General features: G+C 64.0%; 16 protein-coding genes. 5 read left to right on the top strand and 11 right to left on the bottom strand.

Annotation, left to right across the window (positions count from 1 at the left end):
- Positions 1 to 31 precede the first annotated feature (31 nt).
- Positions 32 to 1,405, top strand: a complete 1,374-nt coding sequence (locus FJ423_RS06965; RefSeq protein WP_140840331.1) for a PleD family two-component system response regulator — start codon at positions 32 to 34, stop codon at positions 1,403 to 1,405.
- Between the two features lie 489 nt (positions 1,406 to 1,894).
- Here the strand turns inward: FJ423_RS06965 and rpmG are convergent, their stop codons facing one another.
- The 7 genes from rpmG to topA all read right to left on the bottom strand — a co-directional run bounded on the left by rpmG (position 1,895) and on the right by topA (position 10,120).
- Positions 1,895 to 2,062, bottom strand: coding sequence for a 50S ribosomal protein L33 (gene rpmG / locus FJ423_RS06955; protein WP_006201775.1), 168 nt, complete (start codon positions 2,060 to 2,062; stop codon positions 1,895 to 1,897).
- A gap of 155 nt (positions 2,063 to 2,217) precedes the next feature.
- A complete protein-coding gene (locus FJ423_RS06950; protein ID WP_140840329.1) occupies positions 2,218 to 2,676 on the bottom strand; it encodes a hypothetical protein in 459 nt (152 codons plus the stop codon).
- Between the two features lie 91 nt (positions 2,677 to 2,767).
- The gene (locus FJ423_RS06945) at positions 2,768 to 3,943 is read right to left on the bottom strand and encodes an MFS transporter (protein WP_140840327.1); all 1,176 of its coding nucleotides are present in this window, start codon (positions 3,941 to 3,943) and stop codon (positions 2,768 to 2,770) included.
- A gap of 20 nt (positions 3,944 to 3,963) precedes the next feature.
- Positions 3,964 to 4,704 (bottom strand): NUDIX hydrolase, encoded by a 741-nt coding sequence (locus FJ423_RS06940; RefSeq protein ID WP_140840325.1) that lies wholly within the window; start codon positions 4,702 to 4,704, stop codon positions 3,964 to 3,966.
- A 92-nt stretch (positions 4,705 to 4,796) separates the two neighbouring features.
- Positions 4,797 to 5,240: a DUF983 domain-containing protein gene (locus tag FJ423_RS06935; RefSeq protein ID WP_140840323.1), complete on the bottom strand. Its 444-nt coding sequence runs from the start codon at positions 5,238 to 5,240 to the stop codon at positions 4,797 to 4,799.
- On the bottom strand, positions 5,240 to 7,546 hold the full coding sequence (gene rnr / locus FJ423_RS06930; RefSeq protein WP_140840321.1) for a ribonuclease R: 2,307 nt from the start codon (positions 7,544 to 7,546) through the stop codon (positions 5,240 to 5,242). The genes FJ423_RS06935 and rnr overlap by 1 nt, the downstream gene beginning before the upstream one ends.
- A 6-nt stretch (positions 7,547 to 7,552) precedes the next feature.
- Positions 7,553 to 10,120 carry a type I DNA topoisomerase gene (gene topA / locus FJ423_RS06925; RefSeq protein ID WP_140840319.1) on the bottom strand — a complete coding sequence of 856 codons (2,568 nt, stop codon included), beginning with the start codon at positions 10,118 to 10,120 and terminating at the stop codon, positions 7,553 to 7,555.
- 347 nt (positions 10,121 to 10,467) lie between these two features.
- Between topA and FJ423_RS06920 the strand changes: the two genes are divergently transcribed.
- A complete protein-coding gene (locus tag FJ423_RS06920; RefSeq protein WP_140840317.1) occupies positions 10,468 to 11,214 on the top strand; it encodes a cytochrome c biogenesis CcdA family protein in 747 nt (248 codons plus the stop codon).
- 177 nt (positions 11,215 to 11,391) lie between these two features.
- Here FJ423_RS06920 and FJ423_RS06915 read toward each other — a convergent pair whose 3' ends face one another.
- Positions 11,392 to 13,215 (bottom strand): adenylate/guanylate cyclase domain-containing protein, encoded by a 1,824-nt coding sequence (locus FJ423_RS06915; protein WP_224636303.1) that lies wholly within the window; start codon positions 13,213 to 13,215, stop codon positions 11,392 to 11,394.
- Between the two features lie 295 nt (positions 13,216 to 13,510).
- On the opposite strand from FJ423_RS06915, the gene glmU reads away from it, so the two are divergent.
- Positions 13,511 to 14,881, top strand: coding sequence for a bifunctional UDP-N-acetylglucosamine diphosphorylase/glucosamine-1-phosphate N-acetyltransferase GlmU (glmU, locus tag FJ423_RS06910; protein ID WP_140840315.1), 1,371 nt, complete (start codon positions 13,511 to 13,513; stop codon positions 14,879 to 14,881).
- Between the two features lie 4 nt (positions 14,882 to 14,885).
- On the opposite strand, the gene FJ423_RS06905 is transcribed toward glmU, so the two are convergent.
- Positions 14,886 to 15,260, bottom strand: coding sequence for an ADP-ribosylation/crystallin J1 (locus FJ423_RS06905; protein WP_140840313.1), 375 nt, complete (start codon positions 15,258 to 15,260; stop codon positions 14,886 to 14,888).
- A gap of 326 nt (positions 15,261 to 15,586) precedes the next feature.
- Between FJ423_RS06905 and glmS the strand changes: the two genes are divergently transcribed.
- Entirely contained in the window at positions 15,587 to 17,410 is a 1,824-nt protein-coding gene (glmS, locus tag FJ423_RS06900; RefSeq protein ID WP_095765116.1) for a glutamine--fructose-6-phosphate transaminase (isomerizing), read from the top strand.
- 186 nt (positions 17,411 to 17,596) lie between these two features.
- On the opposite strand, the gene FJ423_RS06895 is transcribed toward glmS, so the two are convergent.
- Positions 17,597 to 17,884 (bottom strand): GIY-YIG nuclease family protein, encoded by a 288-nt coding sequence (locus FJ423_RS06895; RefSeq protein ID WP_140840311.1) that lies wholly within the window; start codon positions 17,882 to 17,884, stop codon positions 17,597 to 17,599.
- Positions 17,885 to 18,160: 276 nt separating this feature from the next.
- On the opposite strand from FJ423_RS06895, the gene FJ423_RS06890 reads away from it, so the two are divergent.
- Positions 18,161 to 18,916: a DUF502 domain-containing protein gene (locus tag FJ423_RS06890; protein WP_140840309.1), complete on the top strand. Its 756-nt coding sequence runs from the start codon at positions 18,161 to 18,163 to the stop codon at positions 18,914 to 18,916.
- Here the strand turns inward: FJ423_RS06890 and recG are convergent.
- A complete protein-coding gene (recG, locus tag FJ423_RS06885) occupies positions 18,868 to 20,976 on the bottom strand; it encodes an ATP-dependent DNA helicase RecG (protein ID WP_140840307.1) in 2,109 nt (702 codons plus the stop codon). The genes FJ423_RS06890 and recG overlap by 49 nt on opposite strands.
- Positions 20,977 to 21,024 lie beyond the last annotated feature (48 nt).

The following is a 21,024-nucleotide window of genomic DNA, read 5'->3' as shown; positions in this document are numbered from 1 at the left end:
TGCCCGAGACCAGCAGAACCGGAGTTTTGAGATGACCGCGCGGATCCTCGTCGTCGACGATATCCCCGCCAATGTGCGGCTGCTGGAGGTTCGGCTGCTTGCCGAGTATTTCGAGGTGCTGACGGCCAATAACGGCCCGGATGCGATCGAGACCTGCGAGAACGGCAAGGTCGACGTCGTGCTGCTCGATGTGATGATGCCGGACATGGACGGGTTCGAGGTCTGCAAGCGCCTGAAGAGCGATCCGGCGACCTCGCATATCCCCGTCGTCATGATCACCGCGCTCGACCAGGTATCGGACCGGGTGCGCGGCCTCGAGGCGGGCGCTGACGATTTCCTGACCAAGCCCGTCAACGACCTGCAACTGATGACACGCGTCAAGAGCCTGGTCAGGCTGAAATCGCTGACCGACGAGCTCAGGCTGCGCGCCTCGACCACGCGCAATATCGGCATCGAGGAACTTCTGAGCCGCGATTTCGCGACCGAAGACGCCAAGCCGCGGGTGCTGCTCATCGACGAGCGCAAACCTTCCGTCGAACGCATCCAGAAGATGCTGCGCAACACCGCCGAGCTCGATGTCGCGACCGACCCGAATGCGGGGTTCTTCCAGGCGGCCGAGACGGCGTATGAATGCGTGCTGATCTCGACTGCTTTCTCCGACTTCGATGCGCTGAGACTCTGCTCGCAGCTGCGTTCGCTCGACCGCACCCGCTTCCTGCCGATCATGCTGCTCGCCGATGAGGGCGAGGAGGGCCGCATCCTGCGTGGCCTGGAACTTGGTATCAATGACTACCTGATCCGGCCGATCGACCAGCACGAGCTGACGGCGCGCCTGCGCACGCAAGTGCGGCGCAAGCGCTACAACGATCAGTTGCGCGCCAGCGTCGCCCAGACGATCGAGATGGCGGTCATCGACGGGCTGACCGGGCTGCACAACCGCCGCTACCTCGACAGCCATCTGCAGACACTGTTCGATCGCGCCGTGGCGCGGCGGCGGCCCTTGTCGGTGATGATCACCGATCTCGATCGCTTCAAGTCGATCAACGATACCCATGGCCATGACGGCGGTGACGACGTTCTGCGTGAGTTCGCCCGGCGGCTGCGCAAGAATGTGCGCGGCATCGATCTCGCCTGCCGCTTCGGCGGCGAGGAGTTCGTCGTGGTTATGCCGGACACCGACGGCGCGGTCGCCGAGAAGGTGGCCGAACGCATTCGCGCCGAGATCGCACAGGCAGCTTTTGCCATCGGTGCCGACGGCAAGGCGATCGAGGTCACGGTCAGCGTCGGCGTGTCGTCTCTCCTGAAAGGGACCGACAGCGTCGCCGCGCTGATGAAGCGCGCCGACCTGGCGCTCTATGAGGCCAAAAGCGGCGGCCGCAACAGGGTGGTCGCCAAGGCTGCCTAAAACGCGTCGCGATCTTTCAGACCCCGCACGCGCCTGTCTTTATCCTGAAACCGGTTTCCACTTTCGGGAGACATGCTCGGCATAAAGGCGACGATTCTCCAGCGCTGCAACAGGGTTACGAATTTACCTTAACCCAAGCGATTCGTGAGCGGTGGTTAAGAAATGGTTGATTTTTATGAGGTCTTGCGCAAATCTGCGACGCATAGACAGAAGACGAGGCCGGCGCGAGGGTAGAGTAGCCGGCTCGATCCAAAAATACCCCATGATGCTCAGGTCCGCCGCATCTCCTGGGTCCGTGGGGTCGGCCGGCCGGCGCTGGCACATAGTGGCCTCCTCGTACCGCTGCCAACCGCCGACCGGCCCCCTTTTCTCAAAACCGACATCGGAACCCCCGTGCTTGATCGTGGCACGGCTCCTTTGTCGTCCGGTCCTTCCTAAAACAAAAACGCCGCCCAGAGGGCGGCGTTTCGATTTCTCGGGATAGCCAGATTACTTGATCTTGGTTTCCTTGAACTCGACGTGCTTCTTGGCGACCGGATCGTACTTGCGGAACGAGAGCTTGTCCGTCTTGGTACGGCTGTTCTTGCTGGTGACGTAGAAGAACCCGGTGTCGGCGGTCGACAGAAGTTTGATCTTGATGTTTGCGGCTTTGGCCATGATTTTCGTCCGTTAATGTTCGTGGAGTTTTGGCCGCTGAAGCACGGGGAAACACCCGGACGCGGGAAACTTGGCGCGACACATAAAGAACGCGCCCGGAAAGTCAAGCCCGAGCGCCTTCTTCGCCTCATTTCGGCATGGCCCGTGTCCACGTCTCAAGCGTTATGCTCGACCAATTGCCCCGCCTTTTTCCAGTCGCCCGTGGTGTTCCACCAGCGGTTGGGATTGGCACGATCGTCAAGACCCTTGGAACGGCTGGCGAGCAGCGGCTGGATGCGGATGACGGGCTCCTGGTAGGAATGGGCTTGGAATATCGCCTCGACGACACGAGCGGCGAGTGCCTGGTCGTCGGCGATCTCGAACGACACTTCGACGGTGCCGGGTCGCCGGCGCAGTTCGGTCTCAGCGCCGGCCGCGGCGCCTTCGAGCGGCCGGTAGCGCTCGATGCCTTGCGCCGACTGATAGGCGTTGGCGTCATACTTGCCCATGCGCAGCGGCGTGATCGCCACCACGGCCTCCATGATGCGCTCGACATCGGCGGCCTGCGCTTGGAATGTGACGAGCAGAAGCAGTTCCATCCTGAGGGATCTGGTTTCAAAGCCGCTGTCGACCATCGCAATTCTCCTACCTCGCGCTGGAGACAGGTATAGCAGGGGTGCTGCTGACACGGTGATGTCAGGATGCCCGACGCTTCAGCGGCATTGCCTAGAGAATCTTGCGCACCAGCCTGACCAGGATCAAAGCCATGTAGGCGGCGAAGAAGAAGGCCAGCGACCAGCCGAAGCCGGATGGGCCGAAGGCGTCCATGCCGATGCCGATCGCCTGCGGACCCAGCACCATGCCGACGCCATAGCAGAGCACGAAGGCAGCATTGGCGGATGCCAGTTCATGGCCGGACAGCTGCGAGCCGAGATGGGCAAGGCCGATCGTGTACATGGCGGCGACGACGCCGCCCCAGACGAACAGGAGGGCCGCCATCAGATGCCAGTTCTGTGCGAAGAACGGCATGAAGACCGTGCCGATGAGCCCGACCGTGGCGCAGGCCAGCAGCAGGTAGCGGCGGTCGGAAACGCGGTCGCTGATCATGCCGATCGGGATCTGCAGAAGCACATTGCCGAGCCCGATCATTGTCAGAAGCAGCGCGGCGTCGGCTTCCGAATAGCCGATACGGCTGCCATAGACGGGGAAGAGCGAGAAACCGCCGGTCTCGACGGCGCCGAAAACAAGCACGGCGAAGGTCGCGGTCGGCACCAGCCAGATGTAGCGCAGGAAGTGGCTGGTTTCGCTGTCGGCGACGATGCTCGGGCTCTCGTTGCGGGCCGCAAGCACCGGAATGGCGGCAAGCGTCACCAGCGCTATGGTGACGCCGAACGGCAGGAAGCCCGTGCTGCCGAGATGGGCGAACAGCCATGGTCCGGCGGCGAAGCCGAGCGACAGCACGGTGGCGTAGATGCCAAGCACAAGGCCGCGCCGGTTCGGCGGGGCCGAGGTGCTGATCCAGAATTCTGAAAGGATGAACAGCACCGTCAGGGAGACGTGCAGGGCGACGCGGAGCGGAAACCACATCCAGAAATCCGGCGCGAAATGGAAACCGACGAAGGCGAGCGCGCCGATGGCAATCATCAACAGCATGGTCCAGGCGACGCCGAGCCGCATGGCGAGCGGCGTGGCCAAAGGCGCGCCGGCGATCGAGGCGAGGCCGGCGACGGCGGTGTTGAGGCCGATCATCGAAGCGGAATGGCCGCGGCTTTCCAGAATCACGCTGAGCAGCGGCATGCCTAGGCCGATGGCGATGCCGACGACGCTGATCGAAGAGATCGCCGCGACCATCGGCAGCCAGTGTACGCGTTCGTCGCCCTGTTGTTGGGTATCGACCGTCATGAGATCAAAATGCTCTGCTTCTAAAGGACTTCGCGGACGAAGCGGTTGCGGACGAGCCGGAAGAACGGCACGGCGCCCCCCGGCCGCAGCAGTGGATCTTCGGCAAGCCGACTTTCCAGTTCTTCCAGGACCATGCCGGTGATGTCGGGGATGTCGGCCTTGCGGGCATCGGCAAGCGGCAGCCAGACGAGTTCTTCGAGTTCGTTCGTCGGACCGCCGCCGGGCAATTCCACGGCAACGTCGTGGCGCCAGGCGCTGAAAAAACGCGTGTCGAAACGGCGCACGCGATTGGGCGGAGTGATGGCGCGGGCGACGAAGCGGAGCGCGTCCAGCGAGGGGATCACGCCGTGTTCGGCGAAACCCTGCCAGTCGCGCTTTGCGGTCGAGAAGGTGCCCTTGCGGCCGATCAGCAGGCCGGCTTCCTCATAGGTCTCGCGAATCGCCGACAGGGCGATTGCGCGGGCCCGCGCCGCGCTGGCACGGCCGGGGCCTGCGGCCAGCTTGCCTTCTTCCTCACCACCCAGAGGGGCAGCGACGGGAACGCGGCTGTCGGCGGGATCGGTGCGGCCGCCGGGGAAGACGAATTTTCCGGGCATGAAGGCGTGCCCGGCATGGCGCCGGCCCATCAGCACCAGAACGTCCTTGCCGCGGCGATCGAGCAGAATGAGGGTCGCCGCATCACGCGGACGCAACGCTCGGCCGCTGCGTACGGCCAGGCCCTTATCGAGCTTGTCGACATCCGCCTTGGTCATTCCTTCCATGCGCTCGACCTAGCGGAAACTTCCTTGATGCGAAAGTGGCTTGCGCGTCGCGGCCTTTGCACCAGGGCCGACCGCGGTGCGGCCTGGCTTAATTAATGGCTCTCGAATTCGTCCTTCTCGTCGCCGAAGCCGTGCATATAAAGCGCCCATTGCAGGCCGATGACAGCTCCCTTGACCGGCTGCAGCAGTGCAACGGCCAGAATAATGGTCAGCGGAACCCAGATCAGCGCGTGCTGCCAGGTCGACAGCGTCGACGCGGCCTCGACGGCCATGAAGCCGCCAACGACGATGTGACCGACGATGACGATGACCAGGTAGGCAGGCAGGTCGTCCGCGCGATGGTGGTGCAGTTCCTCGCCGCAGACCTCGCACTTGTCCACGGGCTTCACGAAAGCGCGGAACAGCTTTCCCTTGCCGCAATGCGGGCAGCGGCCGAGTATCCCGCGCTTGATCGCCGTCCACAACGGACGCGCGACGCGGCCCGAATGATGCTCGCCGCCGAAAACCTGTTCTTGCACTTGAAAGTTACCTGGCATTATCGTCTCCTGCCGCGCGGACCGACGCGCGATTGCGACGCGCGGGCGCGGCCCTTGGCCTTGTGGAACGACCGCCTCGAGCCGGGCAGGGGCTTCGGGTCGGTCAGCATCTCGAAACGCATCGCACCGGCCATTGGCGCGACCTCGACCAGCCGAACTTCGACACGATCGGCAAGCTGATAGCCCTTGCCGGTGCGTTCCCCGAACAGCGATCGGGCCGTTTCGTCGTAGATATAGTAGTCGCCGCCCAGAGTTGACACCGGGATAAAGCCGTCGGCGCCATACCGCGGCAATTGGACAAAGAGTCCCGCCTTGGTGACGCCGGAGATGCGCGCGTCGAACGTGTCGTTGACGCGCTCGGCGAGATAGGCGGCAATCAGCCGGTCGACCGTATCGCGCTCGGCCGCCATGGCGCGACGCTCGGTCGCCGAGATCAGCGCGGCGACCTCTTCCAGTCGGTCCGCCTCCTGCTGCGCCAGGCCGCCGGGCCCGAGGCCAAGCGCCGCGATCAGCCCGCGGTGCACGATCAGATCGGCGTAGCGGCGGATCGGCGAGGTGAAATGGGCGTAGCGCCTGAGGTTGAGGCCGAAATGGCCGATGTTCTTCGGCGAGTACTCCGCCTGGCTCTGCGAGCGCAGCACCACTTCGTTGACCAGCGCCTCGTTGTCGGCGCCGCGCACCCGCTCCAAAATGCCGTTGAACTGGCTCGGCCGCATCTGCGCGCCGCGCGCCAAGGACAGGCTGAGCGTTGCCAGGAACTCGCGCAGCGATTCCTGCTTGGCGAGTGACGGCGCGTCATGGATGCGGTAGACGAGCGGCTCTTTCTTGCCCTCCAATGTCTCGGCGGCCGCGACATTGGCCTGGATCATGAATTCCTCGATGAGCTTGTGCGCGTCGAGGCGCTCCGGCACGACGACGCGGTCGACCGTGCCGTCGGGCTTCAGCAGGATCTTGCGCTCGGGCAGGTCGAGCTCAAGCGGCTGGCGGGACTGGCGGCCGCGCCTGAGCACGGCGTAGGCGTCCCATAACGGCTTCAAAGCGCTGTCGAGGATCGGCCGTGTCTTGTCGTCGGGCGCGCCGTCGATCGCGGCCTGCGCCTGCGGGTAGGCGAGCTTGGCGGCCGACTTCATCATGACGCGGTGGAAGGAATGCCTGAGTTTGCGGCCTTCCGAGGAGAAGGTCATGCGCACGGCGATTGCCGGCCTGTCTTCGCCCTCGCGCAGCGAGCAGAGATCGTTGGAGATGCGTTCAGGAAGCATCGGCACGACGCGGTCCGGAAAATAGACCGAATTGCCGCGCTTCAGGGCTTCGCGGTCGAGCGACGTGCCGTAGCGAACATAGGTTGCGACATCGGCGATCGCCACGGTGATGACAACGCCGCCGGGATTCTTCTCGTCCGTGTCGGGCGTGGCGAAGACCGCGTCGTCATGGTCCTTGGCATCGGCCGGATCGATGGTCACCAGCGGCAGACTGCGCCAGTCCTCGCGGTGATCGAGCGTCGCCGGCTTCACCGCTTCGGCCTCGGCAATCACGTCCGCAGGAAAGACATGGGGAATGTCGTGGGCGTGGATGGCGATCATCGAGACCGCCTTCTCGCTGCTCAGCGAGCCCAGCACCGCCAGCACCTTTGCCCGGGGCAGTCCGTAACGGGATGCCCGCGCCGGCTCCACCTCCACCAGATCGCCATTTCTGGCGCCGTTGTGGAATTCCTTGTCGACGATCAGTTCCGGTTGGCGCCGTTCGACCGGCTCGATGCGGAACGTTCCATCCTTCAGCACGCGGAAGACGCCGAGCACGGCCTCGCTGCGCTTCTCGAAGATCTTCATCACCCGCCCGGTATAGGCAGGGCCTGACGGATCGTCGGTCGGGGAAGTCTTGGCAAGCACGCGGTCGCCAATGCCGGGGACGGGGCCGCCGGCGGCGCGCGAGATTCGGATGGCAATAACGGGGGGCGAGCCGGCGCCGGTATATTCGCTCGGATTCGCCAGAAGCACGCCGTCATCGTCGCGGCCGAAAATGTCGAGCACCGCGACATGAGGCACGGCGCCCGCGCGGGTGAGGCGCTTGCGCTCCTTGTTGAGGAGGCCTTCATCCTGCAGGTCTCGCAACAGGTCTTTCAGCCAGATGCGGTCATCGCCGCGCAGCGCGAAGGCCTTGGCGATCTCGCGCTTGCCGGAACGATCGGGATTTTCGGCGATGTAGCGCAGGACCTCGTCACGCGACGGACGATAGTTGTCCTTGACCTTGGCCCTGGTGTCGGCGTTGCGCGGATCGCCGTGGCTTCTTCCGGAGATCCTGCGCGCCACGTCCTGCTACCCCTTCTTCGCCGCCCGGCGGAAGGGCTTTTTGCCGCCTCCGCCCTTGGCTTCCTTCTCTGCAATCAGGGCGAGCGCTTCTTCCATCGTCACCGATTGCGGATCCTTGCCTTTTGGCAGCGTCGCATTGACCTTGCCGTAGTTGACGTACGGACCATATTTGCCGTCGCGAACGACGATCTTGCCGCCGCCGTCGGGATGATCGCCCAATTCCTTGAGCGCCGCCGGCGTGGCGCCGTTGCGGCCACCCTTGCCCTTCTGCTGCTTCTCGGCGATCACCGAAACGGCGCGGTTCAGGCCGATCGAGAACACGTCCTCGATGCTTTCCAGATTGGCATAGGTGCCGTCATGCAGCACGAACGGGCCGTAGCGTCCGAGGCCAGCCGAGATCATCTTGCCGGTTTCGGGATGTTTTCCCACATCGCGCGGCAGACCCAGCAGCGCCAGCGCCTTCTCGTGGTCGATCGAGTCGGGCGTCCAGCCCTTGGGCAGGCTGGAGCGCTTGGCCTCCTTGCCTTCGCCGCGCTGGATATAGGGGCCGAAACGGCCGCTGCGCAGGGTAATTTCCTCGGCGGTGTAAGGATCCTTGCCGAGCAGCTTGACGCCGTCCTCGCCATTGCCGTTCTCGCCATTGGGATTGGCGGCGTCGCCGAGCTGGCGGGTGTAGGAGCATTCGGGATAGTTCGAGCAACCGACGAAGGCGCCGAACTTGCCGAGCTTCAGCGACAGGTTGCCGGTGCCGCATTTCGGGCAGATGCGCGGATTGGAGCCGTCCTCGCGCTCCGGGAAGACCAGCGGCGCGAGCTCTTCGTTGAGCGCATCGAGCACGTCGGCGACGCGCAGTTCCTTGATGTCGTCGACGGCGCCGGAGAAATCCTTCCAGAAGTCGCGCAGCACGTCCTTCCAGGCGAGCTTGCCGTCGGAAATCTCGTCGAGCTTCTCCTCGAGCGAAGCGGTGAAGTCATATTCGACATAACGCTCGAAGAAGCTTTCGAGGAAGGCCGAGAGCAGCCGGCCCTTTGCCTGCGGCACGAGCTTGCGACGGTCGATGGTGACGTAATCGCGGTCCTCGAGCGTCTTCAGGATCGCGGTGTAGGTCGATGGCCGGCCGATGCCCAGCTCTTCCAGCTTCTTGATCAGCGACGCCTCGGAGTAGCGCGGCGGCGGCTCGGTGGTGTGCTGGGTCGCGTTAATCGCCTGACGGGCAAGCTGCTCGCCGGAGCGGATCTCAGGCAGGCGGCGGCTCTCCTCGTCCTCGGCGTCCTCGTCCTTCTGATCGGTATAGGCGGCAATGAAGCCGTCGAAGCGGACGACGGAGCCGATCGCGCGCAGCTCCGCGGTGCGGGCGCCGTTGACCGCCTCGATCTCGACCGTGGTGCGTTCGATCTCGGCCGGCTGCATCTGGCTGGCAATGGCGCGCTTCCAGATCAGCTCGTAGAGCCGGGCCTGGTCGGCGTCGAGATATTGCCGAACGGAAGCCGGCGTGCGCTTGAAATCGGTCGGCCGGATCGCCTCGTGGGCTTCCTGGGCGTTCTTCGCCTTGGTGGTATAGAAACGCGGCTTCTCCGGCAGGTATTTGGCGCCGAACTCGCTGACGATGGCATTGCGGGCAGCCTCGATCGCCTCGGGCGCCATCTGCACGCCGTCGGTTCGCATATAGGTGATGAGGCCGGCGGTCTCGCCGCCGATGTCCATGCCCTCATAGAGCTTTTGCGCGACCTGCATGGTGCGCGTGGCCGAGAAACCGAGGCCCGACGAGGCGGCCTGCTGCAGCGTCGAGGTGGTGAAGGGCGGGCCGGGATTGCGTTTTGTCGGCTTGGCTTCGACCGACAAGGCCTTGAAGGTCGCGCCTTCGAGCATCGCCTTGATGTCGTCGGCCTGCGCCTTGTTGGCGATGTCGAGTTTTTGCAGCTTCTTGCCGGCGAAGGCGGTCAGCCGCGCCTCGAAACTGTCGTTGCGCGGGGTGCCGAGGATAGCGGCGATCTGCCAGTATTCCTCGCGGATGAAGCGCTCGATCTCGGATTCGCGGTCGCAGACCAGGCGCAACGCCACCGACTGGACGCGGCCGGCGGAGCGGGCGCCCGGCAGCTTGCGCCACAGCACCGGCGACAGCGTGAAGCCGACGAGATAATCGAGCGCGCGGCGGGCGAGATAGGCGTCGACCAGCGGCGCGTCGATCTGGCGCGGATGGGCCATCGCATCGAGCACCGAGGCCTTGGTGATGGCGTTGAAGACGACGCGGCTGACTGGCTTGTCCTTCAGCGCGCGCTTCTGCTTCAGGACTTCCAGCACATGCCAGGAAATCGCCTCGCCCTCGCGATCCGGGTCGGTGGCGAGGATCAGCCCGTCGGCATCCTTGACCGCCTTGGCAATGTCGGCGAGGCGCTTGCCGGACGCGGTGTCGACCGACCAGGACATGGCGAAGTCCTCGTCGGGCCGCACCGAGCCGTCCTTGGCCGGCAGATCGCGGACATGGCCGAACGAGGCCAGAACCTTATAGTTCTTGCCCAAATATTTGTTGATTGTCTTCGCCTTGGCCGGCGATTCGACGACGACGACGTCCATGAGGTCTCTTAATCAGCTGTGAGGTGGCGGAAGAACTCCGCGACGCACGACGAAATCCCACTCTTTTCGTCGCTCACATGGCCGTGCTTTTGTCATCGGTCAAGGGGAAGCGGCCAATTTGGGAAGCGGCCGCGGACGATACACTCTTAGAGTGTATGGCAAAGATCACATTTTTTGGGGATGGATGTATGCGCGCCTCGAACCGGGCGGGCGGCTATCGCGCGCTTGTTCGGTCAACGCGTTTGCCTGTTTCTTCCTGCGGCGAAGCGGCGACTTGCCACACAATGGTGATTGGCAGGGGCGTGCCCGCATCGCTATATCGTCGCTAGCACAATCGGACTCATTGGATGGCATTGGACATCGGCTATGTCAGCGCGGTCGGGGCAGGGGCGATCTCTTTCCTGTCGCCATGCGTGCTGCCGCTGGTGCCGCCCTATCTCTGCTACATGGCCGGCGTTTCCGTCGACGATTTCCGCGGCAATCAGAGCGTCACGGCGAAGGAGGGCGCGCGCGGCGCGCTGCTTTATGCTTCCGTGGCCTTCGTGCTCGGCTTTTCCACCGTCTTCGTGGCGCTCGGCGCCGGGGCCTCGACCATCGGGCGGTTGCTGCGCGTCTGGCAGGAGCCACTGGCGATGGCGGCGGGAGCGCTCATCATCATCATGGGCCTGAACTTCCTTGACATCCTGCGCATTCCGCTTTTGTCGCGCGAGGCGCGCTTCCAATCGCAGGGCAAGCCGGCGAGCATGATCGCGGCCTATGTCATGGGGCTGGCCTTCGCCTTCGGCTGGACGCCCTGCATCGGCCCGGTGCTGGGACCGATCCTGACTTTGGCCGGCGGGCGCGAGACCGTGGGTGAGGGCGCGCTTTTGCTTGCCGCCTATTCGCTCGGCCTCGGTATCCCGTTCCTGATCGCGGCGCTGTTTTCCGGCGCCTTCATGCGCTTCCTCGGCAAATTCCGCGTCCATCTCGGCCGCGTCGAGAAGGCGATCGGCGCGCTGCTGGTCATCGCCGGCGTGTTGTTCCTCACCGGCGGCGTGCAGAGCGCATCCTATTGGCTACTGGAGAATTTCCCGGTGCTGGGAAGGCTGGGGTAGTTTAGTTGCTGGCAGAGAGTCGAGCTGTGAACCCGTTGTAGAGATCAGCATCGAAGGGTCCTGTGCCCTCTATCTCGTGTTCCATAATTTGCTATGGAGACCTGGGGCGACCACTATGTTCAGACAACCCATCGAGTCACCTGCTCCGCCGTCTCACCGGAATTTCCGCCGCGACGATCACTCCGGCACGCCGGAGATGCCCAGCGCCTCGACGTAACGCTCGCCGAACACCTTGTCCTGCCATGGGTTGATCTGTCTCTGCAGGGTGAGCGTGTAGGTCGGGAACGCCTCCATCAGCCGCCGCGCCGCCGCCCGCGCCTCCTCCAGCCGGTTGAGTTTGACCAGCGCCATAATCACCACCCGGTGCGAGGAGCCGTAGTTCGGCATCTCCTGCAGCGCGCGTTCTCCCCATGCCAGCGCTTCCTCGTAGCGCTCGAGCATCAGGTAGCTCATCCCGATGCCCGAGAGCGCGATGCCCTTCTCGGGGTCGACCGGGCTCAGCCGCATTGCCCTGTGAAAGTGCTCGATCGCGACGAGCGGGCGGCCGGAATGTGCGTTGACCCAACCGCAGCTCGTATGGCCCTGCGCCGAATTGGGATTGAGCAGCAGGGATCGTTCGATCGTGGCCAGCGCCATCTCGTAGTCCTTCGCGCTGTAGGCGATCACCTGCGCGGCGAAGCGCAGGCTCGTGGGGTCGTCGCGCGCTTCCGCCAGTACCTCGCGCGCCATGCGCGTGGCGACCCGGGTATCCTCGGGCTCGTGCCAGCACTGGCTCACGGATATGCTGCGGATATAGGCGCCGAGTGCCTTCGCCAAGTTGAAGCCGGGGTCGATGCTAAGCGCCTCGTTGGTGAGCCGACGCACGTCGGCAAAGCCTTCGCGCGTCATGCTGTAGAAGCGCGGCAGCGCGCGAAGGTAGAGGTCGTAGGCGCTCATGTAGTCGGTCGGCTTCATGCGCGCCTGCTTGATTTCCTCCAGCCGGATGCTCGGCTCGACAGCGCCGACGACGCTCTCGGTCACCTTGTCCTGCAGGTCGAAGATGTCGCACATATCGCCCTCGAAGCGGTCGGCCCAGACATGGTGTCCGCTGATCGCGTCCACCAACTGCCCACTGATACGCACCCGCGATCCTGCCCTGCGGATGCTGCCTTCGAGCACGTAGCGGACGCCCAGCTCGCGCCCGACCTGGCGCAGGTCCACCGCCCGGCCCTTGTAGGTGAAGGACGAGTTGCGGGCGATCACGAAGAAGGAGTTCACTCGGCTCAATCCCGTGATGATGTCCTCCACCAGCCCGTCGGCGAAGTATTCCTGATCGGGATCGCCGCTCATGTTGGTGAAAGGCAGAACCGCGATCGAGGGTTTCTCGGGCAGGGGAGGCGGGGCAGCGCTGGCGTCGGACTCGACGCGGTAGGCGCGCACGGGCCGCTCGATGTTCTTGAGGCGCAGCTCGCCGAGCGGCGTGAAGCCGCAGTCGAGCTTGCCCTGAAGGTGGTCGTAGGCGGTGCCCGAGACGACAACGGTGCCGGGATCGGCGACGCTTTCGAGGCGGGCGGCGATGTTGACCCCGTCGCCGTAGAGGTCGCCGTCCTCCTCGCAAACCACGTCGCCGAGATTGACGCCGATGCGGAAGCGAATCCTCTCTTCCTCGGGGGTCTCCGCCTCGCGTTCTGCCAGGGTCCGCTGGATCGCCATCGCCGAGGTCACCGCGTTGACGACGCTCGCGAATTCGCACAGCATGCCGTCGCCGGTGAGCTTGACGATCCGACCCTGATGCTCGGAGACCAGCGGTTCGAGGAGGTCCTTGCGGTAGATCTTCAGCCGCTCGAGCGTGCAGCGCTCGTCGCGCTCCATCAGGCGCGAATAACCGACCACGTCGCAAGCCAGGATCGCAGCGAGGTGGCGCCGCACGGTCATCGCACCGCTCGGCCAAGCGCCTGCACGCGTGCCGCTCCGCGTCCATGTCCCGCCAACTTCCAGACGCGCCACGCGCATGGTATCCATCTCTCCCAGTCTCCGCCCGTCGTCGATGGGGAACGGAAAACGCAGCTCGACCTTGCCTTCACGAGATTTCGCTATCCCGCTTGCGACGCAGCACCCCAGCAGGCCGGGGATATTTCCTGACCTGTGTAACCGGCTGACGCCACCGTGGCGGTGCTTTTGTATCGGGCATCACACCCGACGTTCGCACTTGGAGACTTGGCTTTGCCATCTCACCGGAATTTAACCGCATTGGTGCAGCATGGCCTACGCTGTTAATATGCGTTGATTCAAACCTTTTTCATACGGTTGCCCATCCATGAGCCAGAGATCCTGCCTGTCTGTCATCCTTGCCGCCGGCGAAGGCACCCGCATGAAAAGCGCGATGCCCAAGGTGCTGCATGCCATTGCCGGCCTGCCGATGGTGGCTCACGTCGTGAAAGCTGCTGAGGCTGCCGGTGCGACCGGCGTGGCGCTGGTGATCGGCCACGGCGCAGACGAGATGCGCAAGGCGGTGCAGAAATTCGCGCCGAAGGCGGAGACCTTCGTGCAGGAGCAGCGGCTCGGCACCGGGCATGCGGTTCTCGCCGCGCGCGAGGCGATATCAAAGGGCTATGACGATATTCTCGTGATGTTCGGCGACACGCCGCTAATCGATGCGCAGGCGTTGGCCGCAGCGCGGCAGAAGCTGGCGGAGGGTGCGGCCGTCGCGGTGATCGGCTTCCGTCCGCCAAGCCCGGCTGGCTACGGCCGGTTGATCGAAAAGGACGGTCATCTCATCGCCATCCGCGAGGAGAAGGACTGCTCGGAGGAAGAGAAAAAGATCGGCTTCTGCAATGCCGGCATGATGGCGGTGGCGGCCAAGCATGCGCTGCGGCTGCTCGACAAGGTCGGTAACAAGAACGCCAAGGGCGAATTTTACCTCACCGACATCGTCGAGATCGCCGGCGCGGAAGGGCTCGACGTGGTGGCGACGGAAGCGAGTTTCGAAAGCGCGCTCGGCATCAATAACCGGGCCGAGCTCGCCGAGGCGGAAGCCATCTGGCAGACTCGCCGGCGGCGCGAGGCGATGCTGTCCGGGGTCACGCTGATAGCGCCCGAAACCGTCTATTTCTCGCACGATACCGAGATCGGCACCGATACGATCGTCGAGCCGAATGTCTGGTTCGGGCCGGGCGTCAAGATCGCATCGGGCGCCAAGATCCATGCTTTCAGCCATATCGAGGGCGCAACGATCGCCTCAAATTGCGATGTCGGGCCGTTCGCCCGGCTGCGGCCCGGCGCGGATCTTCGAAACAAGGCAAAGGTCGGCAATTTCTGCGAGGTCAAGCAGGCGACGATCGAGGAGGGCGCCAAGGTCAACCACCTGACCTATATCGGCGATGCGCGCGTGGGTGCAGCAGCCAATATCGGCGCCGGCACCATCACCTGCAATTATGACGGCTACTCGAAATTCTTCACCGACATCGGCGAGGGGGCCTTTGTCGGTTCGAATTCCTCGCTGGTGGCGCCGGTCTCGATCGGCAAGGGCGGCTATATCGCCTCCGGCAGCGTGATCACCGAAAGCGTGCCCGACGACGCGCTGGCCTTCGGCCGCGCCCGCCAGAAGACGATTCCCGGCAAGGGCAAGGAGTTGCGCGAGCGCTTTGCTTCCGCCGCCGCGGCGAAGAAGAAGGCTGCGGCGGAATAGGGTTTCAGGTGGTGCTTTCGGTGATTTTGCCGAAAGCAGCCGTTACCACGATCTCGCCGACGATTGCCTTGTTGAATTGAGGCAGGTCTTCGGCGGGTATCCAATATTCGAGATGCGCCCTGCTGCCGGCGTGCTCGACGCGGTAGCCGTCGAGAAAGCTTTTCAGGACCTCAAACCGCGTGACGAAGCCGGAACCGCTCGCCTGCACGTTCCAGTCGCGGGCGATCTGGACAGCATAGGCTTCAGTGAGCACCGGATAGAAAATCGGCTGATCGGGCAGGCGCGGCGGAAATTCGCGCATGCCCAAAGCCTTGATCAGCGTCAACTCCTGCGGTCCAACCGGCCGCCACAGCGTTAGGGTGTGCGTCGCTTTGCTCATTGGTCGAATAAACTGCCCAATTCGAGCCGAGGCAAGGCCCCAAGGAGCGTTCGCCATACGGGCCTTTGCCAACTGTGGCGTGGCGTTCGTCGTTCGAACGATGACATGCTCCGGCCTCAAATGTTTACATGGTGATGAACACCGCCAAACCGTCTAAGCGACAAGACAAGCGTTTGCGGTAACCGGATTGCAAGGGCGTTCTGAGAATGTCCAATGGTACAAAACCGTTCCCGGTGACATGGAACGAAACGCAAAGTGACTTTTACGGCAGGCCGGCAATCCATAGATAGCGCTGGGTTTTCTGCTGGGAATCGGGGGCAATCGCCATGTGCGGTATCGTTGGAATCGTTGGCCGAAGCCAAGTCGCGCCGCTCATCGTCGATGCGCTGAAGCGGCTTGAATATCGCGGCTACGACTCGGCCGGCGTCGCCACCATCGAAAGGGGCGAGCTCGGCCGCCGCCGCGCCGAGGGCAAGCTGGTCAATCTCGAACGCCGGCTGAAGGACGAGCCGCTGGACGGCACGATCGGCATCGGCCACACACGCTGGGCGACGCATGGCGTGCCCAACGAGACCAATGCGCATCCGCATTTTTCCGAAGGCGTCGCAATTGTCCACAACGGCATTATCGAGAATTTCGCCGAGCTGCGCGACGAACTCACCCGCGACGGCTACTCTTTCTCTTCGCAGACCGACACCGAGGTCGTCGCGCATCTGGTGGCGCGCGAGCTCGCCAAGGGGCTGAAGCCGGTGGAAGCCGCGCATGCGGCGCTGAAGCGGCTTTCCGGCGCCTTTGCCCTGGCAATCATGTTCAAGGGCGACGAGGACCTGATCGTCGGCGCCCGCAACGGACCGCCTTTGGCCGTCGGCCATGGCGAGGGCGAGATGTTTTTGGGCTCCGACGCCATTGCGCTGGCGCCTTTCACCAATGCGGTCACCTATCTCGAAGACGGCGACTGGGCGGTCGTGCGTCGCGAAAGCGTGACCATCTACGACATCGACGGCAGACAGGTCGACCGCAAGCGCCAGCAGTCGCTGTCGACCAGCTTCATGGTCGACAAGGGAAACCGCCGCCATTTCATGGAAAAGGAAATCCATGAGCAGCCGGAGGTGATCTCGCACACGCTGGCGCATTACTTGGATTTCGCATCGGGGGTGTCGAAGCCGCTCGACCTGCCCTTCGACTTCGCCAAGATCGGCCGCCTGGCACTTTCGGCCTGCGGCACCGCCTACCTCGCCGGGCTGATCAGCAAATACTGGTTCGAGCGCTATGCACGGCTGCCGATCGACATCGACGTCGCCTCCGAGTTCCGCTACCGCGAGATGCCGCTTTCGGCCAATGACGCGGCGTTCTTCATCTCGCAGTCGGGCGAGACCGCCGACACGCTTGCTTCGCTGCGCTATTGCCGCAAGGCCGGCATGAAAATCGGCGCTGTCGTCAATGTGCGGGAATCGACCATGGCGCGCGAATCCGACGTCGTGCTGCCGACGCTGGCCGGGCCGGAGATCGGCGTCGCCTCGACCAAGGCTTTTACCTGCCAGCTATCCGTCTTGGCTGCGCTCGCGGTCCGCGCGGGCGTGGCGCGCGGCACGATCTCGCGCGATGAGGAAAAGCAGCTGGTGCGCGAGCTTTCCGAGGCGCCGCGCTACGCCACCCGGGTGCTGAAGCTTGACGAGCAGATCGAGCGCATCTCGCGCGAGCTGTCGCGCTACAAGGACGTGCTCTATCTCGGCCGCGACACCAATTTTCCGCTGGCCATGGAAGGCGCGCTGAAGCTCAAGGAAATCTCCTACATCCACGCCGAAGGCTATGCCGGCGGCGAGCTGAAGCATGGTCCGATCGCGCTGATCGACGAGAACATGCCGGTGATCGTGATTGCGCCGCATGACCGCATCTTCGAAAAGACCGTCTCGAACATGCAGGAAGTGGCGGCGCGTGGCGGCAAGATCATCCTGATCACCGACAAGAAGGGCGCGGCGCAGGCCGGCATCAAGACGATGGAGACGATCATCCTGCCCGAAGTGCCGGAGATCATCTCGCCAATCATCTACGCGCTGCCGATCCAGATGCTGGCCTATTTCACCGCCGTCTTCATGGGCACCGACGTCGACCAGCCGCGCAATCTGGCGAAATCGGTGACCGTGGAGTAGCACCGTCACTACCGCCGGATTGTGGATTGCGTCATGGGTTCCTCGGTTAGTGACAGTACTTCGAAGTGCGACGGCCAACAGCCTTCTTTCGTCATCCACGGGCGGAGCAGGAGCGAAGCTCCTGCGCAGACCCGAGGATCCATTCCGTGACGTTTGCGGCGGATCAAAGCGGTGCAGAATTAGGCACTACCACCCGATACCGCGGAACAGCTCGAACCACTCGGGATTGGCCTTTTCGATCAGTTCGATCTTCCACTGGCGAGGCCAGCGTTTCAGCGACTTTTCACGCTGGATCGCATCGCGGATGTCGAAATACTCCTTGTACCAGACCAGGCGTTGTACGCCGTAGCGCCCGGTAAAGCGCGAGCCTTCGCCGGACCTGTGCTCCGGCATCCGCCGGCCAAGATCGTTCGTCACACCAGTGTAGATGGTGCCGCGCTTCTTGCTTGCTGTCATATAGACATAGCCGGTCATGCGTGAACGATAACGAATTGATGGTTAGGGACTATTCTGACGGGTGGCATTTTTTGGCCGGCGTCACGGAATGGATCCTCGGGTCTGCGCGTCCGCTTCGCTCCCGCTCCGCCCGTGGATGACGAGGGAGGGGTGTTGCGGCCAATCGCGAACGGAGCAGCTTCCATTTGGAATGCTGAAAGCCGGTTGATGGAGGGCACCCTTAAAAACTTCGCAGTTCCAAACCGGCTCGCGGTTCACTAATCTCAGCGTTGCAACCTGCGCCGCGGTGAACCCATGTCCGACGCCCTGAAGACCTCTGGCATGACCCGGCTAAGGAATTATTTCCTGACCGGCTTCATCGTCTGCGCGCCGCTGGCGATCACGGTCTATATCGCCTGGTCGCTTATCGGCTGGGTCGATTCCTGGGTAAAACCCTATATTCCAGCCCGCTACAATCCCGATACCTATCTGCCGTTCCCGGTTCCGGGCTTCGGGCTGATCGTGGCGCTGGTGCTGATCACGCTGATCGGTTTCCTGACGGCGAACATCGTCGGCCGCGCCATTGTCAATTTCGGCGAGCGGCTGCTTGGCCGCATGCCGCTGGTGCGTGGCATCTATGGCTCGCTGAAGCAGATTTTCGAGACGGTGCTGTCGAACAAGGGCGACATGTTCCGCCAGGTCGGGTTGGTCGAATATCCGAGAAAGGGCGTCTGGTCGCTGGTCTTCGTCGCCAGCGACAAGGAAACCGAGATCAACCAGAAGCTCGATCAGGAAGGTGATCCGCTGATTGCGGTGTTCATGCCCTGCACGCCCAATCCAACCACCGGTTTCCTGATGTATGTCCACAAATCCGAGATCGTGCCGCTCGACATGTCGATCGAGGACGGCGCCAAGCTGATCGTCTCGGCCGGCATGGTGGCGCCGGAGGTCAAGGCCAAGCTGGTGACGCTGAACGGCGAGCCCGTCGAAGGCGGCCTCGCCAACCCGGCGATTGGCACCGCTCAGCCGGCGCGCAGCAGCCGCACCGCCTCATCGCGGCCGAACAGATAAAGCAGCAGCCGCAGCGCCCCGCCGCGTTCGGACTGCAATTCTGGGTCGCGCGACAGGATCAGGCGTGCGTCGTCGCGCGCGGCTTCGAGCAGATCGGCATGGAACTCGAGGCGCGCCACCTGGAAGCCTGGTGTGCCGGACTGGCGGGTGCCCAGCAACTCGCCTTCGCCGCGCAGTTTCAGGTCCTCCTCGGCGATCTTGAAGCCGTCCTCTGTCTCGCGCATCACCGAGAGCCGGCGTTTGGCCGTCTCGCCGAGCGGCTCCTTGTAGAGCAGGACGCAGGAGGAGGGCTTGTCGCTGCGCCCGACCCGGCCGCGCAACTGGTGCAACTGGGCAAGGCCGAAGCGTTCGGCATGCTCGATCACCATGATCGTGGCGTCGGGCACGTCGACGCCGACCTCGATCACGGTGGTGGCGATGAGGATGCGCGTTTCGCCCTGCTTGAAGGAGCGCATCGCCTCGTCTTTCTCCGCACCCTTCATGCGACCGTGCACCAGGCCGATCCGGTCGCCGAAGAGCGGTTTCAGCGAAGCAAAGCGGTCCTCCGCCGACATCAGCTTGATCTCTTCGGATTCCTCGACCAGCGGGCAGATCCAGTAGATCTTCTGGCCATCGGCGACGGCGTCAAGCATGCGGCCGACCAGCTCATCCAGCCGTTCCATCGGCAAGGTGACGGTGCGGATCGGCTGCCGGCCGGCCGGCTTCTCGGTCAGTTTCGAGACGTCCATGTCGCCGAAGGCGGTCAGCACCAGCGTGCGCGGGATGGGGGTCGCCGTCATCACCAGCATATCGGGTGCATCGCCCTTGGCGGTGATGGCGAGGCGCTGATGAACGCCGAAGCGGTGCTGCTCGTCGACGACGGCAAGCACCAAGTCGTGAAACGTCACGCTTTCCTGGAACAGCGCATGCGTGCCGACGATGATGTCGATTTCGCCGCCGGCAAGACCGGCAAGCGTCTCGGCACGCTCGCGGCCCTTCTCGCGCCCGGTCAGGATAGCGAGGCGCAGGCCGGCTTTTTCCGCCAGCGGCGCGATCGTCGCCAGATGCTGGCGCGCCAGGATCTCGGTCGGCGCCATCAGGGCCGCCTGGCCGCCGGCCTCGACCGCGCGCGCCATGGCGAGCAGCGCCACCACCGTCTTGCCTGAGCCGACATCGCCCTGCAGCAGGCGCAGCATGCGTTCGGGATCGGCAAGGTCTGCATTGATTTCGCCGAGCGCGAATTCCTGGCTGGTGGTGAGCTTGTAGGGAAGGGCAGCTCGCAGCTTCTCGACGATGCTGCCGTCGCCGGTAAGCGGCCGGCCCGAGAGCCGGCGAATTCTCGCTCGCACCAGCGCCAGCGAAACCTGGCCGGCCAGCAATTCGTCATAGGCAAGGCGTCGCCAGGCCGACCCCTCGACGGCAACGTCGATCGGATCCTTCGGATAATGGATGCGCGCAAGCGCATCGCCGAAGGACGGGAATGTATGGCGGCGCATGAAGGCGTCGTCCTGCCACTCCGGCAGCTCTGGCAGGCGGCCAAGCGCCTGTCCGATGGCGCGGCGCAACACCTTTGCCGAGAGGCCGGCGGTGAGCGGATAGACCGGCTCGACCAACGGTAGGCCCTCGGCCTCGTCGATCGGCGCGATGTGGTCGGGATGGACCATCGTCGGGCGGCCGTTGAACCACTCCATGCGGCCTGAGATCACCACACGCTCGCCCTCGGGAAGCATTTTCTGCAGATAGGCGGCATGGGCATGGAAGAAGGTCAGCGCGACCTCGCCGGTGTCGTCATGGGCGTAAACCCTGTACGGCACCGACCTGTTGCCGCGCGGCGGCGGCTGGTGGCGGTCGACGCGCACCTCGAGCGTGACGATCTGGCCCTCGGCCGACAGCGCGATGCCGGGCCGGTTGCGGCGGTCGATGACCGTGTTGGGCAGCACGAACAGAAGGTCGGCCGCGCGCGCAGCGCGATCGCCGAGGTCGGCCGGCACCACACGCTCGATCAGCGATCCGACCTTCGGGCCGACGCCGGCAAGCGAAGTGATCGGAACGAACAAGGGATCGAGGACGGTGGGACGCATCGTGTCAGCTTATGTCGCGACGAGGGCAGCGCAAAGGCTGACACCGCT

Origin of the sequence: Mesorhizobium sp. B2-8-9, from assembly GCF_006439475.1 — a bacterium.
Classification (GTDB): domain Bacteria; phylum Pseudomonadota; class Alphaproteobacteria; order Rhizobiales; family Rhizobiaceae; genus Mesorhizobium.
Note: the sequence above shows the minus strand (reverse complement) of the source record. Positions and strands in the feature narration are given on the sequence as shown.

What these genes read in the sequence shown, in the direction of transcription:
- FJ423_RS06965 (WP_140840331.1), top strand. Translation starts at nt 32, where the DNA reads ATGACCGCGCGGATCCTCGTCGTCGACGATATCCCCGCCAATGTGCGG.
- rpmG (WP_006201775.1), bottom strand. Translation starts at nt 2,062, where the DNA reads ATGGCCAAAGCCGCAAACATCAAGATCAAACTTCTGTCGACCGCCGAC.
- FJ423_RS06950 (WP_140840329.1), bottom strand. Translation starts at nt 2,676, where the DNA reads ATGGTCGACAGCGGCTTTGAAACCAGATCCCTCAGGATGGAACTGCTT.
- FJ423_RS06945 (WP_140840327.1), bottom strand. Translation starts at nt 3,943, where the DNA reads ATGACGGTCGATACCCAACAACAGGGCGACGAACGCGTACACTGGCTG.
- FJ423_RS06940 (WP_140840325.1), bottom strand. Translation starts at nt 4,704, where the DNA reads ATGGAAGGAATGACCAAGGCGGATGTCGACAAGCTCGATAAGGGCCTG.
- FJ423_RS06935 (WP_140840323.1), bottom strand. Translation starts at nt 5,240, where the DNA reads ATGCCAGGTAACTTTCAAGTGCAAGAACAGGTTTTCGGCGGCGAGCAT.
- topA (WP_140840319.1), bottom strand. Translation starts at nt 10,120, where the DNA reads ATGGACGTCGTCGTCGTCGAATCGCCGGCCAAGGCGAAGACAATCAAC.
- FJ423_RS06920 (WP_140840317.1), top strand. Translation starts at nt 10,468, where the DNA reads ATGGCATTGGACATCGGCTATGTCAGCGCGGTCGGGGCAGGGGCGATC.
- FJ423_RS06915 (WP_224636303.1), bottom strand. Translation starts at nt 13,215, where the DNA reads ATGGATACCATGCGCGTGGCGCGTCTGGAAGTTGGCGGGACATGGACG.
- glmU (WP_140840315.1), top strand. Translation starts at nt 13,511, where the DNA reads ATGAGCCAGAGATCCTGCCTGTCTGTCATCCTTGCCGCCGGCGAAGGC.
- FJ423_RS06905 (WP_140840313.1), bottom strand. Translation starts at nt 15,260, where the DNA reads ATGAGCAAAGCGACGCACACCCTAACGCTGTGGCGGCCGGTTGGACCG.
- glmS (WP_095765116.1), top strand. Translation starts at nt 15,587, where the DNA reads ATGTGCGGTATCGTTGGAATCGTTGGCCGAAGCCAAGTCGCGCCGCTC.
- FJ423_RS06895 (WP_140840311.1), bottom strand. Translation starts at nt 17,884, where the DNA reads ATGACCGGCTATGTCTATATGACAGCAAGCAAGAAGCGCGGCACCATC.
- FJ423_RS06890 (WP_140840309.1), top strand. Translation starts at nt 18,161, where the DNA reads ATGTCCGACGCCCTGAAGACCTCTGGCATGACCCGGCTAAGGAATTAT.
- recG (WP_140840307.1), bottom strand. Translation starts at nt 20,976, where the DNA reads ATGCGTCCCACCGTCCTCGATCCCTTGTTCGTTCCGATCACTTCGCTT.